Source organism: Amycolatopsis sp. PS_44_ISF1, assembly GCF_032335455.1.
Classification (GTDB): Bacteria; Actinomycetota; Actinomycetes; order Mycobacteriales; family Pseudonocardiaceae; genus Amycolatopsis.
Genome location: NZ_JANUXO010000003.1, coordinates 366720 through 383680 on the forward strand (window position 1 = coordinate 366720; position 16961 = coordinate 383680).

Below are 16961 nucleotides of genomic sequence, written 5' to 3' on the forward strand. Positions count from 1 at the left end.
CCGGCAAGTGCAGCAGCGAGCAGGCCGGGTGGTGCAGGGCCCCGGCCGGGACGGGCGCGCCGAGCGGCAACAGCACGGCCGAGGCCGGGCCACGACGGGCCAGCGCGGGCAGCCCAGCGAAGAAGGCCAGGGCGCCGAGAGCGGTGGGCAGGAACGACAGCCAGGCTGCCTAGGGGTATTGACCCGCGTACGTCACAGCGCCGTTTGAGGAGCCCAGGCGCCTCAGGACTTCCGCAGGGTTTTGATGATGGGTGGACCCGGAACCGCCGAGCCGGGCATCACCCAGCTGAAGGCGAACCTACGGCACCGCCACCACCGGTGCGGCCAGCGCCGACTGCCCCGTCCCAAGGCTGCGTCGGGTGGGGGACCGGGTCAGCGCGAACACCCCGTCGGCACCAAGCCGACGACTACGGGCACCAGTAACCGCAGCCGGTCGGGCTCCTTCTGCACAAGCAGGGCCTGCTACTCGGGGCACCGAGCGGAAGCGTGCGCAGGGTAACCGTCCGATATTGGGTGCACGGGATCGAGGGTAACGGGGTTGACGTGGTCGCCCGGGCCTTTCGGGCTTCGTGCCTCCCTGAGGATGATGCAATTGCGGTGTTCGGTTCGCCCACTCGTTTCGTTACCGGATGTCCGGTGGGTTGGCCCGTGATGATCGTCTCACTGGTCTGTGCTAGACCGTTCCATTACCTTCACTTTATCCGCGTTCGGCGATTTCGCCCGCGGTCCCGGGGGAGGGGAACCGATGCGTAAACGCGCGCTGGTGTCTGCGGTCTGCTTGTCGACGGCGATCGCGCTCGGCTCGGCGGCTTCGCCGTCGGTGGCGTTGGCGTCTGCTGCCGCTGTTCAGGATTTCGGTGCGGACAAGGCATGGGTGCAGTACCTGGCGCTCAACGATCCGCGATCCGTCGTGCGCATCTCCGCGTGGCAGGCGTTGCTGTCCAGCGCGCCGGAGGCGGCGATCCAGCAGTTCAAGGATTCCGGTTACGACTATGCGGTCAAGCTGTCCGCGCAGAAGAAGGCCCGTGACGCCGACTTCGCCAGGCGGGTGCTGGCCACCTATCCGGCGGAGTTCTCCCCGGAGGTGCACGCAGCGGCGCAACTCGCGGCGAACAGCCGTGACGACGCCGACCGTGAGCGTTTCGCCAACGGCGGTTTCGCGGCGGCCAAGCAGCGTGACAGCGCAGCCCGCGACGTCAAGGGCGAGCAGGCGAAGGCACTGGCGGAGGAGGACCGGAAGTTCGTCCGTGCCCTCAGTGTCGACGACCTCGGCGAGCAGGTGCGGGTGAGCGCGGCGTATGCCGTTCGCGTCGGCGCGACCGACAGCGACGTCGTCGACTTCTTCGCCACCGGTTGGGCGTTCGGCGCCAAGCTCGACCTGGACGCGCACCGCCTGCGCAGCGCCGACGACGAGATGCGTTGGCGAGCGGCCCTTTCCGGGCTGCTGAGTGAGGCGGCCGCCGCCGAACAGGCCGCACGAGACGCCTCGAGCGACCTCGCCGAGAAGGCCCGCGCCGCCGCGGTGCAGGCGTGGCAGGCCGTCGGCGAGCAGACCACGCCCGCACGTTCCTACTGGGATGAGGCCCGGCTCCTGGCCGACCGGCAGGCCGCCAACTGGACTGCGGTGCTGACCGCGGTGAACGCGGCGAGCGGCCCGAACTGGGCCGCGATGGCCGGACCCGCGCAGGAAAACCAGGGTGCGTGGACCGAGGAAGGCAAGGTTGCCACGCAGCAGGCCCAGTACTGGACCGCACTGCTGCAGCAAGCTCGCGACGGTGAACAGCGCGTCCGCGCCGCCTGAATTCGTTTATTTCGTATTTCTCCGTGCGCTTCAGGCGCATCCGGAATGGTCTACAACAGGGGGATCTGGTGAAGCACGCCCGAAGACTGATGATGGTCTTCCTCGTGTTCGCGGTGTTCGCCGGGCTGGTCCAGTCAAATGCTGCGTCGGCCGTGCCGGTCCGGACTGCCTCGTCGCCGGCCGACGTGCCGGCCGACAGTCCGGCTCGGCCGATGCCGCCGGACCCGTACCAGGAGTGGGACGGCTCCGCGGGCGTGCCGGACTGGGGTGACCCGCGGTTCCGCCAGATCGTGGTGGACAACGCCGAGCTGGCCGAGGACCAGGAGGTTCGCGACGCTGCGGCGGCCGCACTCGCCGCCGGCGGCAACTCGGCCATCATGGACTTCCTCAACCGGGGGATCACCGAGGCGAGGGCCAGGGCCCAGGCCCGCAAGGACGAGACGGCGCGGTCGGAACTGGCGCAGGTACAAGCGTTGCGTGACACCGGTGGCCCGTACCTCAAGGCCGAGGTCGAACGGGTGCTCGCGGGCAGCGCGAACGACCGCAGGCTGTTCCTGGCCTACGGCAAGGACATCGCGGACCAGCGCGACGCCGATACGGCCAAGGGCGCGCAGGACGTGCGCGACCGCGACCGGGCACGCGTGCAGATGCTCGTCGGCGTCGCCGGTCCGGCCGTCCAGCGGGCGGCCCAGTCTGCTTTGGACGGTGGGGACATCGCCGTCGCCGCGTTCCTCCAGACCGGTTACCTGGCGGCGGCCAAAATCGACGCGGAGGCGCGACAACAGCAGATCGAGGACGAGGAGGCCCGCACCAAGGCCGCCGAGGAGCTGTCCGAACTCGCGCGCCGGGCGGCACGCGCCGCGCAGGCCCGCCGCGATCTGCTGGTGGCGCACGGAAACGGCGTTCACGCGCTGGAGAAGTCGTCGAACGCGCTGATCTCGGCGGGGAACGAGGCGCGCAAGGCCGCGCAGGTCCTCGCCGCGAACACCGCGGGCGGTCAGCACCCGGCGGACGCGTTCGACCGGCAGAAGGCGGAGGTCACCCGCCAACTCGGTTACGCACGGCAGGCCGCGACCGATGCGCAGCAGGCCGCGGCGTCGGCGAAGGTGCAGGCGAGCATCCTGATCGACACCGGCTTGACCTACGGCATCCAGTGGGCGCAGATGGCCACCGGAATGGCTGCTGCGGCGCAGGCGGCGGCGAGTGCATCGGAGACCGCTCAGCACGCGATCGACGCGACGGCGTTCACCGACCAGGCCCGTGACGCGCAGGAGAAGGCGCAGCGGCACGCGGAGGAGGCGAAGCAGTGGCGTCTGCACGCCGAAGAGCACGCCCGCGCGGCGGCGCAGATCGCCGAAGCAGCCCGTGTGCAGGCGGAGGCGGCGAAGGACGCGGCGGCGCGGACGAAGTCGGCCCGGCAGGTCGCGGAGGCGGCCGAGGCCCAGGCGTGGGCTGCGGCCGAGCGGGCGCGTACTGCGCGGGTCACCGCGGAGCGTGAGGCAGCCAATGCTGCGGCCGCGCGGTCGACGGCCGAGCGTGAGCGCGCGGCGGCCGCGTCGGCCCGCGCGCGGGCCGATCAGCAGGCGGCGGTAGCGCACTCGGCGCGGGCCGAGGCGGACCGGCAGGCCGGGATCGCGTCGGCGGCCCGGGGTGTCGCCGATGCGGCGAATGGCCGCGCGGCGGACGCGGAAGGTCGTGCGCGGGGCGAGGAAAAGAACGCGGCGGACGCGCGGGACCGGGCGTACCGGGCCGAACGGGAGCAGCGAGCGGCTGAGGCTCGCGCGGCGGCGACGGATGCGATGGCCGCCGCGGCGCGCGGTGGGCAGTATGCGAAACCGGCTCAGGATGCGGCGGATGAGGCTCGCGGCGCCGCGGTGACCGCTCGTGGCGCGGCGGGTGCGGCGCGGGGTGCGGCGAACACGGCGACCGGTGCGGCGGCGGGCGCCCGCGCGGCGGCGACCGAAGCGGGTGCGCATGCGGCCCGGTCTCGGGCCGCCGCGCAGCAGGCGGCCGCGGCGGCGGCACGGGCGAATGCGGCAGCGAACCAGGCCGAGGCCGAAGCGGCCGTGGCACATGCAGCGCGGTTGAAGGCCCAGTCGGCGGCGTCGGACGCGACGTTCTCGGAAGCGCAGGCGACCGAGGCCGCGCGTAACGCCGTTTCGCTGGCCGAGCAGGCGGCGTCGGAAGCGGTGCAGGCGGTCCGGTCGGCTGAGCGGACCAAGGCTGAGGCGGATGCGGCAGCGGCGGAGTCGGTGTCGGCGGCGACGCAGGCCGGGCTGGCGGTACAGGCCTCGGTCGCGGCGCGGACGTCGGCTCAGGCGATCACCGATCCGGCGAACACGGCTATCACGGTCGTCGCGCCGTTCACCGCCGGGGACGTTGGCGCCGACTTCGTGCTGCTGGTGGCGAATCAGGCCAAGGCTGTCGGTGCGGAGCAAGCCAAGGCGGCGCAGCAACGCGCGACCGAAGCACTCGAAGCTGCGCGGCTCGCGCAGGAGGCGGCGGACCGTGCAGCGGGTGAGGTGAAACCGGCTTATGCCGCTTCCGCCGCGGCGGCGCGGTCAGCTGCGGCCGCGGCGAAGTCGGCCGCAGAAGCCCAGCAGTCGGCAGCGGACGCGGCCGTCGACGGCGCCGCCGCCCGCGCAGCCGCCTCCCGGGCGGCGAACGCGGACGCCCAGGCCCATGCGGACGCGGTCAAGGCCCGTGCCGCGGCGAACGCGGCAAGCAACGACGCGGTCATCGCCGGTCGCTCGGCCTCCTCGGCCGCGGCCGAGGCCACCGCCGCCCGAGCGGCCGCCGGCCGGGCGGAATCCGACGCGGCCGCGGCCCGGGGTGCGGCGAGCCGGGCGGAGTCGGACGCATCGGCGGCGGAGACGGCCGCGTCGGAAGCCCAGACCCACGCCGATGACACCGCCCAGGCCGCGCGCAACGCCATGCAGAGCGCGGTCGACGCGGGTCACGCCGCCGACCGCGCCGAGCAGGCGGAGCGGGACCGGCAGGCGTCCGACCGGAAGAACCTCGCCGACCAGGCGGGGCAAGCCGGTCCGGATCTCTCGGTCGGGGATGACGGCGCGCTGCTGGCGGCCTGCCGGGAGCAGACCCGCGATGTCGACCAGTGCCTGGCGGACTACCACTCCGCCTACGACCAGGCCAAGAAGAGCGTTCTCGACTGGATCATCGAAAACGGCGGCGAGGTCCTGCTCGACGTCATCGGGTACACCGACGCCAAGACGTGCTTCGGCGACGGCGATGTAGCTGCCTGCCTGTGGACTGTGGTCAACGTCGGCTCGCTGCTGGCGCTGGTCGCCAAGCTCCCGGCGGTGAGCGGGGCCATCGCGAAGATCGCCGGTGGGCTGACGAAGTTCCTGGAGGGTTCAGCCGCCGGCCAGAAGCTGCTGGAAAAGGCTGGCGACCTGGTCGACAAGCTCAGGAAAGTGTGTGGCGGCAACAGCTTCACCGCGGAAACACCGGTACTCCTCGCGGACGGGCGCTGGCGACCGATCGGGAAGGTAGCGATCGGCGACCTGGTCGTCGCGACCGATCCGGCCAGCGGGCGGACCGAAGCCCGCCCAGTGCAGGAAGTCATCCGCGGCACCGGGGTGAAGTCGATGGTCACGGTGACCGTCGACACCGATGGCGCAGCCGGGGGCGCGACCGCCGACATCGACGCCACGGACGGACACCCGTTCTGGGTGGCCGACCGGCATGGCTGGCTGGCCGCGCGGCACCTGCAGGCCGGGGAGCAGCTTCGCACCCCCGAGGGCCGGTCGGCCACCATCTCGGCCACGAGGGCGTGGTCGGCCCCGCTCGAGGTCTTCAACCTGACGGTCGAAGGCATCCACACCTACTACGTCCACGCCGGCCCGGCCGGCGGGTCGACGGTGGGCGTGCTCGTCCACAACCGGACCGCCTGCGTCGATGCAGGGCTGGACAACGCGTCCGAGGCCAAGATCCGCGAAACGCACATGCCCGGCGGGGCCAAGGCGACCAGGGAGAAGGGCCTCTTCGAGGCGAACGTCGATCTCGACGCGCTGGTCGACCAAGCGAACCTGTGCGCCTGCCTCGGCCCCAACAAGAACGGCAACTTCGAGCGGCTGGTCGATCACGGCAGCCCCGTCGGCACGGTGTCCCAGGATCTCGGTGGGCTGTCGACCAACTGGTACATGATGGTGCAGGACCGATACGGCGGCATCATGTCGATGTACCCGGTCCCCAAGCCGATCCAGGTACCGAACTGAGCCGGAAGAGAAAACCATGGGACTTTCCGTTTATCGGCGCAACCAGGTCCACGACCAGGTGTATCTCGACGATTCGACCGGGCGGTACCTGACTGAGGTGCTCGCTCACGTGCGCCCGGACAGCCTGCTCCACACCGTGGCACTCCACGCCGACACGATGTTCAACACCGTGCAACTGCGCAGGGCCGGCGAAGAGCTCGAGGAGATCGCCGGGCGGAAACCGGAGCTGGCATTCGAAGTGGCGCATCTCCGGGCGCTGTTCGAGTCGATCGAACGGGAACGCGGCTACTTGTGGATCAACGGGGACTGACCATCGGCCTTCAGGGCCGAACCACTGGGCAAGAGGGAAAACAGGGGAAATGAGAGAGCCTGTCATGGACAAGAAGAGAGCCGGCCGGCTGGCCCGTGCGGTGGTCGCCGCTACCACGGCCGGCTTGCTCATCGGACTGGGAGCGCCATTCGCGTCGGCGGCCACCCTGCCGGCTGCACCGCCGACGGCGCCGTCGGTGCCGTCGGTGCCGTCGGCGGAGGTGTTGGCCGAGGCTCCGGCGGGTCCGGCGGCAGCCGCACTGCCGGAGGCGACGCCGGAGGAGAAGGTCAACGCAGTCCGGTCGCTGGGGTTGGACATCGACAACGGCTGGCTCGTGCTGCGTGACCGGGATTTCGTCTTCAAGATCTTCGACACCGCCGACCCGGCGCGTTTCCCGATGGTCAAGGCTGGTGCGCTCCAGGCGTACCGCGACGGAGACACTGCGTCGACGCTGTTCATCCGGTCCGGGGTGACGGACGTTGCCGGGCGTGACCGGGACAATTACGCGCGCGGGCAGCTGGAACGCGATCAGGCTCGGCGGCTGAAGCAGAGCGCCGCGGCGCTCATGGCCATGCCGGTCACCGAGCAGCAGCTCGATCTCGGTTACCGCGACTTCATCTACGAGCTGTGGCATTTCGTCACCGGCTACCCGAAGGTGAAGGCCGCCGCGCTGGCGGCGTTCGACGCGCCCGAGGCGGACCAGAAGACGTTCCTCGCCAGCGGCTTGCTCGCAGCGAAGCGGCAGGACCAGGTGGACGCCGCCAACGCCGACAAGGACCGCACCGAGGCGGAGAAGGCCCGGCTCATCGCCCGTGCCGCGCGGGAGAACGCGGCGACCGTCGTCGGGCTGACGACCACCGATGTGATGCTCGACCTGGCCGATGACTTCTTCATCCGCAAATTGCTGGAGAAGGCCGTCTCCGGGACGCAGGTCGCGATCGCCGGGCAGGCCGCGCTGAACAGTGCGAACCCGGCGGACTGGAAGGCCTACATCGCGAGCGGCATCTACACCGCGCGCGATCGCGATGTCGCGATCGAGAACGAGAAGAAGGCCGCCGAGAACCGGCGGGTCGCACGGGAGATCAAGGCCCGAGCCGAGAACGGTGGTATGCGGCCCCGCCTGGTCGCGGCCGCCGCGGCCGCCCTCGCCGGTTCCGACTCCGACGTCGAGACCTTCCTGCTGACCGGCCAGGATGCTGCGCCGGCGCAGTCGCTGGAGGCGACCACGCGGGGTTCCCGCGGCGGGTACGTCACCAGCAACGGCGGCAACACCTACGTCGTCGGGGGTGACCCCGGCACCCAGGGCAGCGCAAAGCTGACCGGAGCCACCTGGAAGATCAGGGACGGCCTGGCCGACGCGAACTGCTTTTCGCTGGAGTCGACCCAGCTCGCGGGCAGCTACCTGCGGACGGACGGCGACGTCGTGAAGCTCGCCGCCAGTGACGGTGGCACTCCGTTCAAGAACGACGCCACCTGGTGCTCCAGCCCCGGCCAGTCGGGTTCCGGGGTCTCTCTGGAGTCCTACTCGCACCGCGGCCACTTCCTGCGCCACTGGGGCGGCCAGGTCTACGCCGCCACCAGCGCCGACGACGCCGGCTACAACGCCAGCCGACTGTTCAAGGAGGACATCACCTGGTCGGTCGTCGACCCGGATCCGGAGGTGACCACGCCGATCGTCTCGCGCTGGAAGAACGACGACGCCATCCGGGTCATCCTGGGCGCTCCGGTCGCCCCCGAGGTGTACGACGCGTTCAACGGCGGCGTCCGCTACCGCGACTACGCAGGCGGCCGGATGTACTGGAGCGCCGCCACCGGTGCGCACGCGGTCACTGGTGCGGCATTGGAGAAGTACGAAAGCGTCGGCGAATACCATTGGCAGTTGCCGATCATCGACACCACACCCACGCCGAACGTCGCGGGCAGCTTCACGCACGTGGCGAACGGCGGCTCGATCTACTTCTCGCCCGCCACCGGCGCGCACCTGATCTACGGTGCGATCCGCGAGCGCTGGGCCCAGCTCGACTGGGAACGGTCCTACCTCGGCTTCCCCACCGCGGACGAAGCCTCGGTCGGGACCCTGCGCCGCAGCACCTTCGAGCACGGCATCATCGACCACGACCCGGCAACCGGGAAGACCCGGGACTACCGGGCCTGATCCCGAGAACGAATCGGGCCACCCCGCGTCACCCGCGGGGTGGCCCGATTCGTTCTTCCGGACCACCACCGCCGATCCGGCCCTGGCGCTGACTCCTTGCCCGTACCGCTGGCCGCGCCGAGGCACCATCCGAAGTGGACGATGCGGGAAACTCGCGGCGACGAGCCGGTGTGATGGGCTTGACCGGGCGTTCGAGCGGCCTGCTTGGATGTCGAGGTGACCGTGTACGACCTCGCCCGCCGCTTGCCCGCCGTTGCCGAGCTTCGCGCGCTGTGCCGGGCGCTGGCCGCGTTGGACGTCGTGTTGAGCCCTGATGACGACGACCGGTACCACCTCTACGACACTGCGTGGGCGCCGGGCGAGGAGTTGGCCTCCATGCGGGACGGGGCGGGCAACGAATACTCCGTCGTGTTCACGGCCGCGGGTGCGTACGTCCGCGGTTTCGACCACGAGTCACCGATGAGTCCCTACGCCACCGACGACGAGCAACCGTGGCCCGGTGTGCTCGACGCGGTGCCCGAAGTGTTTCGCAAGTGCGTGGCGGAGCCGGCGTTCTCCGACGAGTCCGGCACGCCGTGCGTCACGGTGTGCCTGTGGCGCGAGCACCGCGACACCGGCTGGCAGCACGGGGTCATCGAGTTCCCCGGCGGGGGCGGCGACGGGGCCGGCTGGATGTTCGCGCTGCTGGCCGACGGCACCCCCGAAGCGTTCCAGAAGTGGGCGCAGGGCTACTACGAAAAGCCGATCGACCTCGACGCGGTGCGTCACGTCTACGCCGGGTACCCGCTGACCGCGAATGTCGTGACCGCGCTCAACCCCGCGACCACCCTGGCGGCCATCGCGGACAGCGTCGCCGCGACCGGCTACCCGCTCCGCTGACCGGTGGCCTTCGGTATTCGACGCCGCCAGAGCCCCGGCCTCCGCTACCGACGACCCCGGCCGGAGGTGCTTCGCCGCTTCCGGCGGTAAAACGCGGTGACGATCGGAACAGCCAAGATGGCCAGCGACAACACCACGAGGATCGCGATACCCAGCACGTCGCTGCTGGGCAGCAGGGGCCGGATCAGGAGCGGATAGGCGATGAACCAGATCGCCAGGACCAGCATCTCCACCGCGAAACCCCGCCACTGCCGCTTTCGCCTGGTGACCACAGCCGGCTCTCCTCCCGCTCTTCACGCAAGCCTTCCACAGGAAGCCCGGTCACCGCACCGTGCCCGGTCGCCGGGGGTGTGGGTTCGCCTGGCTCAGCCCAGGTGGTCGTTGGCTCCGCTGACCCAGGCGATGTAGCGCTGGGCGGACCGCCGGACCGCGTTCTTGGCGTCGTGGGGTACTACGCCGCCCAGCAGGCCGTACAGGCGGTCGAAATCGTAGGGTTCGAGCCGGTCGGCGATCTTGCGCACCAGACCCGCGGACAGGGGGATCTTGTTCGGGTAGCTGCGCATGAAGGTCACCCAGCCTTCGGCGGGTACGGGGACGATGGTGTCCCCGGCGAGCAGGGCGCCCCCGGCGGCGTGGGCGAGGTGCGCCACCGCCGCGCCGGGGAAGTGCCCGCCCGCTTCGATCAGGGTGATCCCGGGCAGGACCTCCCGGACCCCGGCCCACTCCCGGATCACCGGATCCTCCCGCCGCACCCATTCGCGGTCCGCGGAGTGGACCAGCACGGGAACGTGGCCCAGCCGATGACTCCAGCTGACCTGGCAGCCGTACATGTGCGGGTGGCTGGCCACGATCACCGCGGCGCCACCCAGTTCGTCCACCTTGGCGGCCGTGGCGGGATCGAGGTGGTTCGGCGGGTCCCACAGCAGGTTGCCCCCGCTGGTCTGGACCAGGTGCGTCCACTGGCCGATGGCGGACGCCGGTTCCCGGTTGAGCCGGTGGACGCCCGGCTCCAGTTTCTCGTGCACCAGGGCCGGACCCCCGGCGGACAGCTCGGCCAGGGTCGTCCAGGACTGGCCCGATCCGGGGACCCATTGCCGCTCGTCCGAACAGATCGCGCACACCCCGGCCGGGGGCGAACCGGTGTCGGGGTGCTCGACCCCGCAGGTCCCGCAGATCCAGATCGTCATGGGACCAGCACGAACCCTCTGCCGAAGCAGCGGCCGAACCGGGCGCGCGGCGCGGTCACTTCAGCCCGGTGCGGGTGAAGCCCTGGACGAAGAACCGCTGGAACACCAGGAAGAGCGTGACCATGGGCAGTACGCTCAGCAGGGCGAACGCCATGGTGCCGCCGTAGTCGGATCCGTACTGGCCCTGCAGGTACAGCAGGCCCACGGGGGCGGTGAAGAGCCGGTTCTCCTTCAGCGCCAGCAGTGGCCAGGCGAAATCGTTCCAGTTCTGCAGCAGGGACATCAGCAGGAGCACGGCCAGGAGCGGTTTGCACAGCGGCAGCACGACGCTGACGAAGGTGCGGAACTGGCCGGCGCCGTCCATGCGCGCGGCGTCGACGAGCTCACGCGGGATCGCCAGCATGAACTGCCGGGCCAGGAAGACGCCGAACGCCGAGGCGACCGCGGGCAGGATCACCGCCCAGTAGGTGCCGTAGAGGTGCAGGGAGATCACCAGCTTGAACTGGGCCACCATGATGACCTGCACCGGCACCATCAGCGTGGCGAGCGCGACCAGGAAGATCGCGTTCGAGCCCCGGAACCTCAGCTGGGCCAGTGCGTAGCCGGCCGCGGTGCTGACCACCACCGTGAGCACGGCCGACACCAGCGAAATGGCCAGCGAGTTGCCGAGCCAGGTGAGCACCGGGTAGGTGGCGAACAGGCTGGTGAAGTTGCCGGTGGTGAGGTGCTCGGGCCACAGCCGCACTTCGCCGTCGAGCAGGTCGGCGCGCGGGGAGAACGCCACCACCGCCATCCAGTACAGCGGGAACAGCAGCACCAGGGCCACGGGTACGGCGATGAGCAGCCGCAGCGTCCGGCGGCGGCGGCGGGCCCGCTCCCGGGGGGTCATCCGGTCACGTCCGCGGTGCGGCCGGTGCGCCAGCGCGCCACGGTGAACCCGAAGGTCAGCAGCAGCAGGACCATGCCGATCGCGGCGGAGTAGCCGTGGTCCCGGGTGGTGAACGCGGTCTCGTACGCGTAGGTCACCAGCACCGACGTCGCGTCCCGGGGCCCGCCCCCGGTCATCACGAACACGATGTCGAACACCTGGAACGAGTAGATGACGTTCATGATCACCAGGAAGAACGACGACGGGCCGACCATGGGCACGGTGATGTAGCGGAACCGCTGCCGGCGGCCGGCGCCGTCGAGCCGGGCCGATTCGTAGAGGACCGGGTCGATGCCCTGCAGTCCGGCGAGGTAGATCAGCATGTTGAAACCCACTCGCCACCACAGGGTGACCAGGGCGACCGACGCGAACGCGGCCACCCCGCCGGACTGCCACTGCACCCCGCCGAGCCCCAGGGAACCCAGCAGGGCGTTGAAGATCCCGTTGTTCTCGTTGAAGACCAGGGCCCCGGTCAGCGCGGTCGCCACGCCCGACACGGCCATGGGCAGGATGAACACCGACCGGAACACCGCCCGGCCCGGCAGCACCGGGTTCAGCAGCGTGGCGGCGCCCAGGCCCAGGGCCATCGACAGCGGGGTCACCACCGCGGTGAACAGGGCCGTGTTCAGTGCGGCCAGCCAGAAGTGGACGTCGGTGGCCAGCCGCACGTAGTTGTCCAGTCCGCTCCAGCGCGCGTCGCCGAACCCGTTGTCCTGCTGGAAGCTGATGGTCAGGGCCCAGAACAGGGGCAGCACCATGAACAGCGCCAGGGTGAGCAGGTAGGGCCCCAGGAACGCCCACGCCGCACGAGCTTCACCGGCTCGACGTCGCCGCCGCGGCCCCTCACCGGGAGAACGCACCGCCACCGGCTTCACGGCCGCCTCGCCGTCGCCGCCGCGATGCCCTCGGCCATGGCCGCGAGGGTCTTGCCGGTGTCCTGCCCGCCCACGAACGCTTCCTCCAGCTGGTCACTCAGCACCAGGTTGATGGCGTCCATGGCGGGCGAAGCGACCTGCGCGGCGTCCTGCGGCTGCACCGTCGCCGCCTGCCCGAGGAAGACCGGGGTCAGCTCCGGCCGGGCGGTGAACCGCAGGTTCGCCGCGGTGAGGTCCCGGCGAGTGGGCAGGGCCGAGGACGCCGTGCAGAACTGCCGCATCGGTTCCTGCTGGGTGACCAGGTCGAGGAACGCCGCGGCCAGCGCGGGTTTGGTGGTCGCCGCGGTCGCCACCAGTGCGTTGCCACCGAGATCGCTGCCCGCGCGCACGTGCCGGGGCGCGTAGGTGGCGCCCCAGGCGAAATCCAGGGTCGAGTTCGCGTCCGGCAGCAGGAACGCGCCGCCGAAGGTCATCGCCGTGGTCTGGGCGTACCAGGTGTCGCTGGCGTAGGTCGTCGCCTTGACCGACGAGTTCGGGGGCACCAGCCCCCGCTGGAAGAAGCCCCGCGTGAAGTCGAGCGCCGCCCGCCCGGCGGCGGCATCGATGGCGGGGGTGCGCAGGTCGGGCCCGAGGAACCGGCCTCCCGCGGCGAAGAGCCACGTCAGCCAGCGCGTGACCCCGGTCGATTGCCAGTTCACCACGAACGGGTAACGGCCGGCCGGCGCGCTCCGCCGCAGCTTCACCGCGACCTGGTCGAACTGCTCCCAGGTCCACGCTTCCTCGGGCGTGCGCGGAACTTCGGTCACGCCCGCGGCCCGAAGCGCCTCGACGTTGTAGAGGATCACCGAGGTGTCGGTGTGGTGCGGCACGCCGAAGGGGGTGCGGCCCACGCACACCGCCTGCCACATCGCCGGGGTGAAGCGTTCACCGAACCCGGGCGGAAGCAGCTTCGAAAGGTCGAGGAGCTGCTTCGCACCGGCGTACACCCCGAAGGTGTCGTAGTCCACGCGGAACAGGTCGGGTGGGCGGCCGGCTTGCAGGCGGGCGTCGATGTTGGTGAAGAAGTTCTCGTACGGGGCGATGTCCAAGGCGACCCGCGCCCCGGGGTGCCGCCGGGCGAACAGGTCCGCCAGCGCGCGGAACGCCGCCAGCTCCGCCTCGGTACCCCAGAGCGCCACGGTGAGCACGTCCGGTTCGTCCGCCGCCTGTTCGCCGGGCACGAAACCGCAGGCCGCCGCCGATGCCGCCGTGGCCACGGCCCCGGCCAGGCGGAGGAAGCGACGACGGTCGGGCCACGCCACCGCACCTTCGCCGCCGGCCCGCCCCACACCCTCGATCACCAGACCATTGTGCGGCGCGGGCGACGTTCGTGCGCTGCGAGCGCTCCCCCCGAAGATCCCGGACGAGGCCGGGCGGGGCGCCTGCCGCCGGCACTCACCGCCCACCCAGCGCTTGGCCCAGCACATCGGAGAACAGCTCCGGCACCTCGATCCCGGCCGCGGCGGCCATCGTGCACAGCACGCTGGCTCGGGCGAACGAGCAGTACAGGCTCGCTTCCAGGAACCACGGCCGCCCGGCCGGGTCGACGCGGAAGTCGAACAGGCTGTACTGGCGGCACCCCAGGGCCCGGTGGCAGCGTTTCGCCGCTTCGCCGACCACGGCGGTGACGGGGTCGGCCGGATCGACGATCCAGGCGTGCGTCTCGTCCTTGGCCACCAGCTTGAGCCGCGGTTCCCGGGAGCCGCCCGCCGCCAGCTTGTCGGCCCGGTGCCGGATGGGTTTGGTGACCGGGTCGACGGCGTACTCCTCCAGGGGCAGGACCACCAGTTCGCCCCCGCGGTCGATGACTCCGCAGCGGACTTCCCGGCCCAGCGGGATGAAGTCCTCGACCAGCACGTCCGGGCCGTGGGCGAAGGCCCCGGCGAGCGCGGCTTCGAGTCCGCCGGGCTCGGTCACCAGCGAGACGCCGGTGGAGTTGTCGGCGTCGGCCGGTTTGACCACGACCGGCAACGGCCGGTCCGTCCGGTCCCCCCGGCGGAGCACGTCACCGGCCGGGACCGCGACACCGGCCGCGGCGACCACGGCTTTCGCCCGGGCCTTGTCCGCGCCGAGGGCCATGACTTCGGGGGCATTGCCGAGGTAGGCGATGCCCAGCAGATCCAGTACCGCGCGGTAGGCGGTCATCCCGGGGCGGCAGAACATCTGCGGCACCGCGACGTCGGGGCGCAGGGCGTCGGTGTGCGCGAGCGCGGCCGGGAACGTCATCGGTGCGGCGGCCGAGATGGCGCTCTCGGAAAGGCCGGACGGGAAGCGCCAGCGGCCGTCCGGGGTCACGTGGGCGTGGAGGACTTCGTACCGCCGCGGATCCCGCACGGACTCGACGCAGTCACGGGCGTAGAGCAGGGAAAGCTCGGCGAAGAAGGCGCTCTCGGCCGATCCGGTGAGGTGCAGCACGCGCAGAGCCGCCATCAGTCACCCGCCGGTTCGACCAGTTTGCCGATGTTGAAGTCGATCCGGTGCCAGTCGCGGCCGGTGACCAGGTTGCGCAGGAGCAGCCCCGGGATCTGCACGTGGTGGACCAGGAGGAAGGGCAGCGGATCGGATCGGTCGAAGATGGCGTCGGTGCCGCGGGCGAACACCCGCAGCCCTTCGCGCAGCCCACGCTGCCGCCGCAGCAGCCGCCACAGCTCGTGGTAGGTCCAGTAGGTCGGCCGGCTGTCCGGCCGCGGCGTGACCGGTGGTGCGCCGGGGTCGAGGTAGGCGGGGGCCAGGCCCGGGTGGTCACGGAAGAGGGTGATGGCCGAATGGGTGCGCGGGTTGCATTCGATCGGGAACACCCGGCCGTCCTCGGCCTGGATGAGGTCGAAGCTGATCTGGCCGGTCAGCCGGTGGAACGAGGCGAAGCGCCGGACCCACGCCTCGATCCCGGGATGGTCGGACCTCGCGTAGTTCACCTGGAACGCGGAGGACGCACAGCACACGTAGACCTTGATCTCGCCGTCCCGCACCGTGGTGTGCACGCAGTACTCCTGGCCGGCGATGAATTCCTGCATGATCCACGGGTTCCGCGGCGAGATCGGCTTGGACCGGGCGTGGGCGGCGGTCTCCGGCCGGGTGGGCCGGGGCAGGGTGGTCAGGTCGAGCCGGTTGACCGGGTCGTAGGCGATGCTCTTGAGCAGGTACGGCCGCTGCCCGGCCGCGAAGTCGAATTCGGTCACCTGCCGGGCTTCGGTGACCCGATGGGAGTCCGGTGTGGACAGACCGGCCGCGCGGGCCATGCGGGTGAACTCGTACTTGTCGTCCAGCGCGCGGACCACCTCGGCCTCCGGGTGCAGCACCGTGCAGTGGGGCTCCAGCAGGGGTTTGGCGAGGGCGTCGTAGTAGCTCGACACCGGGCTGCACACCGGGATGTAGACGTCCACGCCCTCGGCGAGCACGATGTCGAGCAGGGCCTGGGCGTACCCGGGCGCGGTGGGCGGCGGGACGGTGCGGAACCGGTCGACGGCGCGGGAGAACCGGTGCCCGGTCAGCCGGTAGCGGGCCGTCTCCACCAGGATCACGCGGTGCCCGGCCCGGTGCATCGACCGGGCCAGCTGCAGCGCCTTGGTCATCTTGCCGCCGCTGATCAGAATGGTCTTCGACGAGGTGCCGGGGGCAGCAGCGGCGGGCGCGTCGCGGCGCGGCCACACCAGCGCGACGGCGGTGAGGACCAGGTTCACCGGCAGCACGAGTTGCAGCAACGCCAGCGTTCCCAGGGTTTTCGACGCGGTCCGCAGCTTCCCCGGGCCCACCGGTGGGTTCGTCCTCATGGCGTCCCCCGGTAGGCGGCGACCATGCCGCGGTGCAGGGTGCGGGTTCCGACGACGTCGCTGTGGTCGGCCCGGTGCAGAACGCACCCGTTGTCCCACATGACGAGGTCACCGGGCGACCAGGTGTGCCGGTAGGTGCCGGCCTCGGCGGTCGAATGGGCGTAGAGGAACCGGATCACCTCGGCGGCCTCCTCGTCGTCGAGCCCGCTGATGGCCGGGCAGCGTTGCGGGGACGAGAGGTAGAGGCTGGTCCGCCCGGTGATCGGGTGCCGCCGGAAGAGGGGGTGCTCGGCCTCGCTCTCCTGCGCACCGCCCGGATCGACCCCGGTGACCCGGTGGGTGACGGTCCGGCCCGCCAGCCGGGCCCGGAGCTCGCCCGGCAAGGTGTCGAACGCGCGGTACTGGTCGGTGAACAAGGTCTGCCCGCCGCGTTCCGGGACGGTCACGGCCCGCAGCGCGGTGTAGGCCGGAGGTTCGCGCACGTAGCTGGTGTCGACGTGGAACACGCTTCGGGGTGGCTCCGATCGTCCCGCGTTCGTGACCAGGTTGAGGTCCGGGTGCCCGGGCACCGGGGTCTCCCCGGCGGTGAACACCAGCTCGCCGAAGCGGCCCAGGAACCGCGTGAAACCGCGGTCGTCGAGGTCCTGGCCGGGCAGCACGGCGAACCCGTGCTCGGCCAGCAACCCGGCCAGCACACCGATTTCTGCGTCTCCCAGCTCGGCCGGCCGCAGCCGGGTGAGCTCCACCCCGAGCGGCTCCAGCACCGTGATCCGCATGAC

At 71.1% G+C, this 16961-nt stretch carries 13 protein-coding genes; 5 read left to right on the forward strand and 8 right to left on the reverse strand.

Annotated elements, in window-relative coordinates; genetic code table 11:
* The first annotated feature begins 745 nt into the window (after nucleotides 1–745).
* The 5 genes from NYF13_RS27985 to NYF13_RS28005 all read left to right on the forward strand — a co-directional run bounded on the left by NYF13_RS27985 (nucleotide 746) and on the right by NYF13_RS28005 (nucleotide 9383).
* On the forward strand, nucleotides 746–1801 hold the full coding sequence (locus NYF13_RS27985; protein ID WP_315660786.1) for a hypothetical protein: 1056 nt from the start codon (nucleotides 746–748) through the stop codon (nucleotides 1799–1801).
* A gap of 68 nt (nucleotides 1802–1869) precedes the next feature.
* A complete protein-coding gene (locus NYF13_RS27990; protein ID WP_315660788.1) occupies nucleotides 1870–6039 on the forward strand; it encodes a polymorphic toxin-type HINT domain-containing protein in 4170 nt (1389 codons plus the stop codon).
* 16 nt (nucleotides 6040–6055) lie between these two features.
* The gene (locus tag NYF13_RS27995; RefSeq protein WP_315660789.1) at nucleotides 6056–6349 is read left to right on the forward strand and encodes a hypothetical protein; all 294 of its coding nucleotides are present in this window, start codon (nucleotides 6056–6058) and stop codon (nucleotides 6347–6349) included.
* 64 nt (nucleotides 6350–6413) lie between these two features.
* Nucleotides 6414–8504 carry an AbfB domain-containing protein gene (locus tag NYF13_RS28000; protein WP_315660791.1) on the forward strand — a complete coding sequence of 697 codons (2091 nt, stop codon included), beginning with the start codon at nucleotides 6414–6416 and terminating at the stop codon, nucleotides 8502–8504.
* A 216-nt stretch (nucleotides 8505–8720) separates the two neighbouring features.
* Entirely contained in the window at nucleotides 8721–9383 is a 663-nt protein-coding gene (locus NYF13_RS28005) for a hypothetical protein (RefSeq protein ID WP_315660792.1), read from the forward strand.
* Between the two features lie 44 nt (nucleotides 9384–9427).
* On the opposite strand, the gene NYF13_RS28010 is transcribed toward NYF13_RS28005, so the two are convergent.
* From NYF13_RS28010 to NYF13_RS28045, 8 genes are all read right to left on the reverse strand, one after another.
* Nucleotides 9428–9616, reverse strand: a complete 189-nt coding sequence (locus tag NYF13_RS28010; protein ID WP_315660793.1) for a hypothetical protein — start codon at nucleotides 9614–9616, stop codon at nucleotides 9428–9430.
* Between the two features lie 132 nt (nucleotides 9617–9748).
* Nucleotides 9749–10570 carry a hydrolase gene (locus NYF13_RS28015; RefSeq protein ID WP_315660794.1) on the reverse strand — a complete coding sequence of 274 codons (822 nt, stop codon included), beginning with the start codon at nucleotides 10568–10570 and terminating at the stop codon, nucleotides 9749–9751.
* Nucleotides 10571–10625: 55 nt separating this feature from the next.
* Nucleotides 10626–11459 carry a carbohydrate ABC transporter permease gene (locus NYF13_RS28020; protein ID WP_315660796.1) on the reverse strand — a complete coding sequence of 278 codons (834 nt, stop codon included), beginning with the start codon at nucleotides 11457–11459 and terminating at the stop codon, nucleotides 10626–10628.
* Nucleotides 11456–12358 (reverse strand): sugar ABC transporter permease, encoded by a 903-nt coding sequence (locus NYF13_RS28025; RefSeq protein ID WP_315660798.1) that lies wholly within the window; start codon nucleotides 12356–12358, stop codon nucleotides 11456–11458. Before NYF13_RS28025 ends, NYF13_RS28020 begins: the two co-directional genes overlap by 4 nt.
* Before the next feature lie 11 nt (nucleotides 12359–12369).
* A complete protein-coding gene (locus tag NYF13_RS28030) occupies nucleotides 12370–13713 on the reverse strand; it encodes an extracellular solute-binding protein (RefSeq protein WP_315660800.1) in 1344 nt (447 codons plus the stop codon).
* Nucleotides 13714–13807: 94 nt separating this feature from the next.
* Nucleotides 13808–14842 carry a D-alanine--D-alanine ligase gene (locus tag NYF13_RS28035; protein ID WP_315660802.1) on the reverse strand — a complete coding sequence of 345 codons (1035 nt, stop codon included), beginning with the start codon at nucleotides 14840–14842 and terminating at the stop codon, nucleotides 13808–13810.
* Nucleotides 14842–16182: an ATP-grasp enzyme gene (locus NYF13_RS28040; protein WP_315660804.1), complete on the reverse strand. Its 1341-nt coding sequence runs from the start codon at nucleotides 16180–16182 to the stop codon at nucleotides 14842–14844. Before NYF13_RS28040 ends, NYF13_RS28035 begins: the two co-directional genes overlap by 1 nt.
* On the reverse strand, nucleotides 16179–16958 hold the full coding sequence (locus NYF13_RS28045) for a TauD/TfdA family dioxygenase (RefSeq protein ID WP_315660805.1): 780 nt from the start codon (nucleotides 16956–16958) through the stop codon (nucleotides 16179–16181). Before NYF13_RS28045 ends, NYF13_RS28040 begins: the two co-directional genes overlap by 4 nt.
* Between the last annotated feature and the right edge of the window lie 3 nt (nucleotides 16959–16961).

Coding starts and splice junctions, on each gene's coding strand:
- NYF13_RS27985 (WP_315660786.1), top strand. CDS start 746: ATGCGTAAACGCGCGCTGGTGTCTGCGGTCTGCTTGTCGACGGCGATC.
- NYF13_RS27995 (WP_315660789.1), top strand. CDS start 6,056: ATGGGACTTTCCGTTTATCGGCGCAACCAGGTCCACGACCAGGTGTAT.
- NYF13_RS28000 (WP_315660791.1), top strand. CDS start 6,414: ATGGACAAGAAGAGAGCCGGCCGGCTGGCCCGTGCGGTGGTCGCCGCT.
- NYF13_RS28015 (WP_315660794.1), bottom strand. CDS start 10,570: ATGACGATCTGGATCTGCGGGACCTGCGGGGTCGAGCACCCCGACACC.
- NYF13_RS28020 (WP_315660796.1), bottom strand. CDS start 11,459: ATGACCCCCCGGGAGCGGGCCCGCCGCCGCCGCCGGACGCTGCGGCTG.
- NYF13_RS28035 (WP_315660802.1), bottom strand. CDS start 14,842: ATGGCGGCTCTGCGCGTGCTGCACCTCACCGGATCGGCCGAGAGCGCC.
- NYF13_RS28040 (WP_315660804.1), bottom strand. CDS start 16,182: ATGAGGACGAACCCACCGGTGGGCCCGGGGAAGCTGCGGACCGCGTCG.
- NYF13_RS28045 (WP_315660805.1), bottom strand. CDS start 16,958: ATGCGGATCACGGTGCTGGAGCCGCTCGGGGTGGAGCTCACCCGGCTG.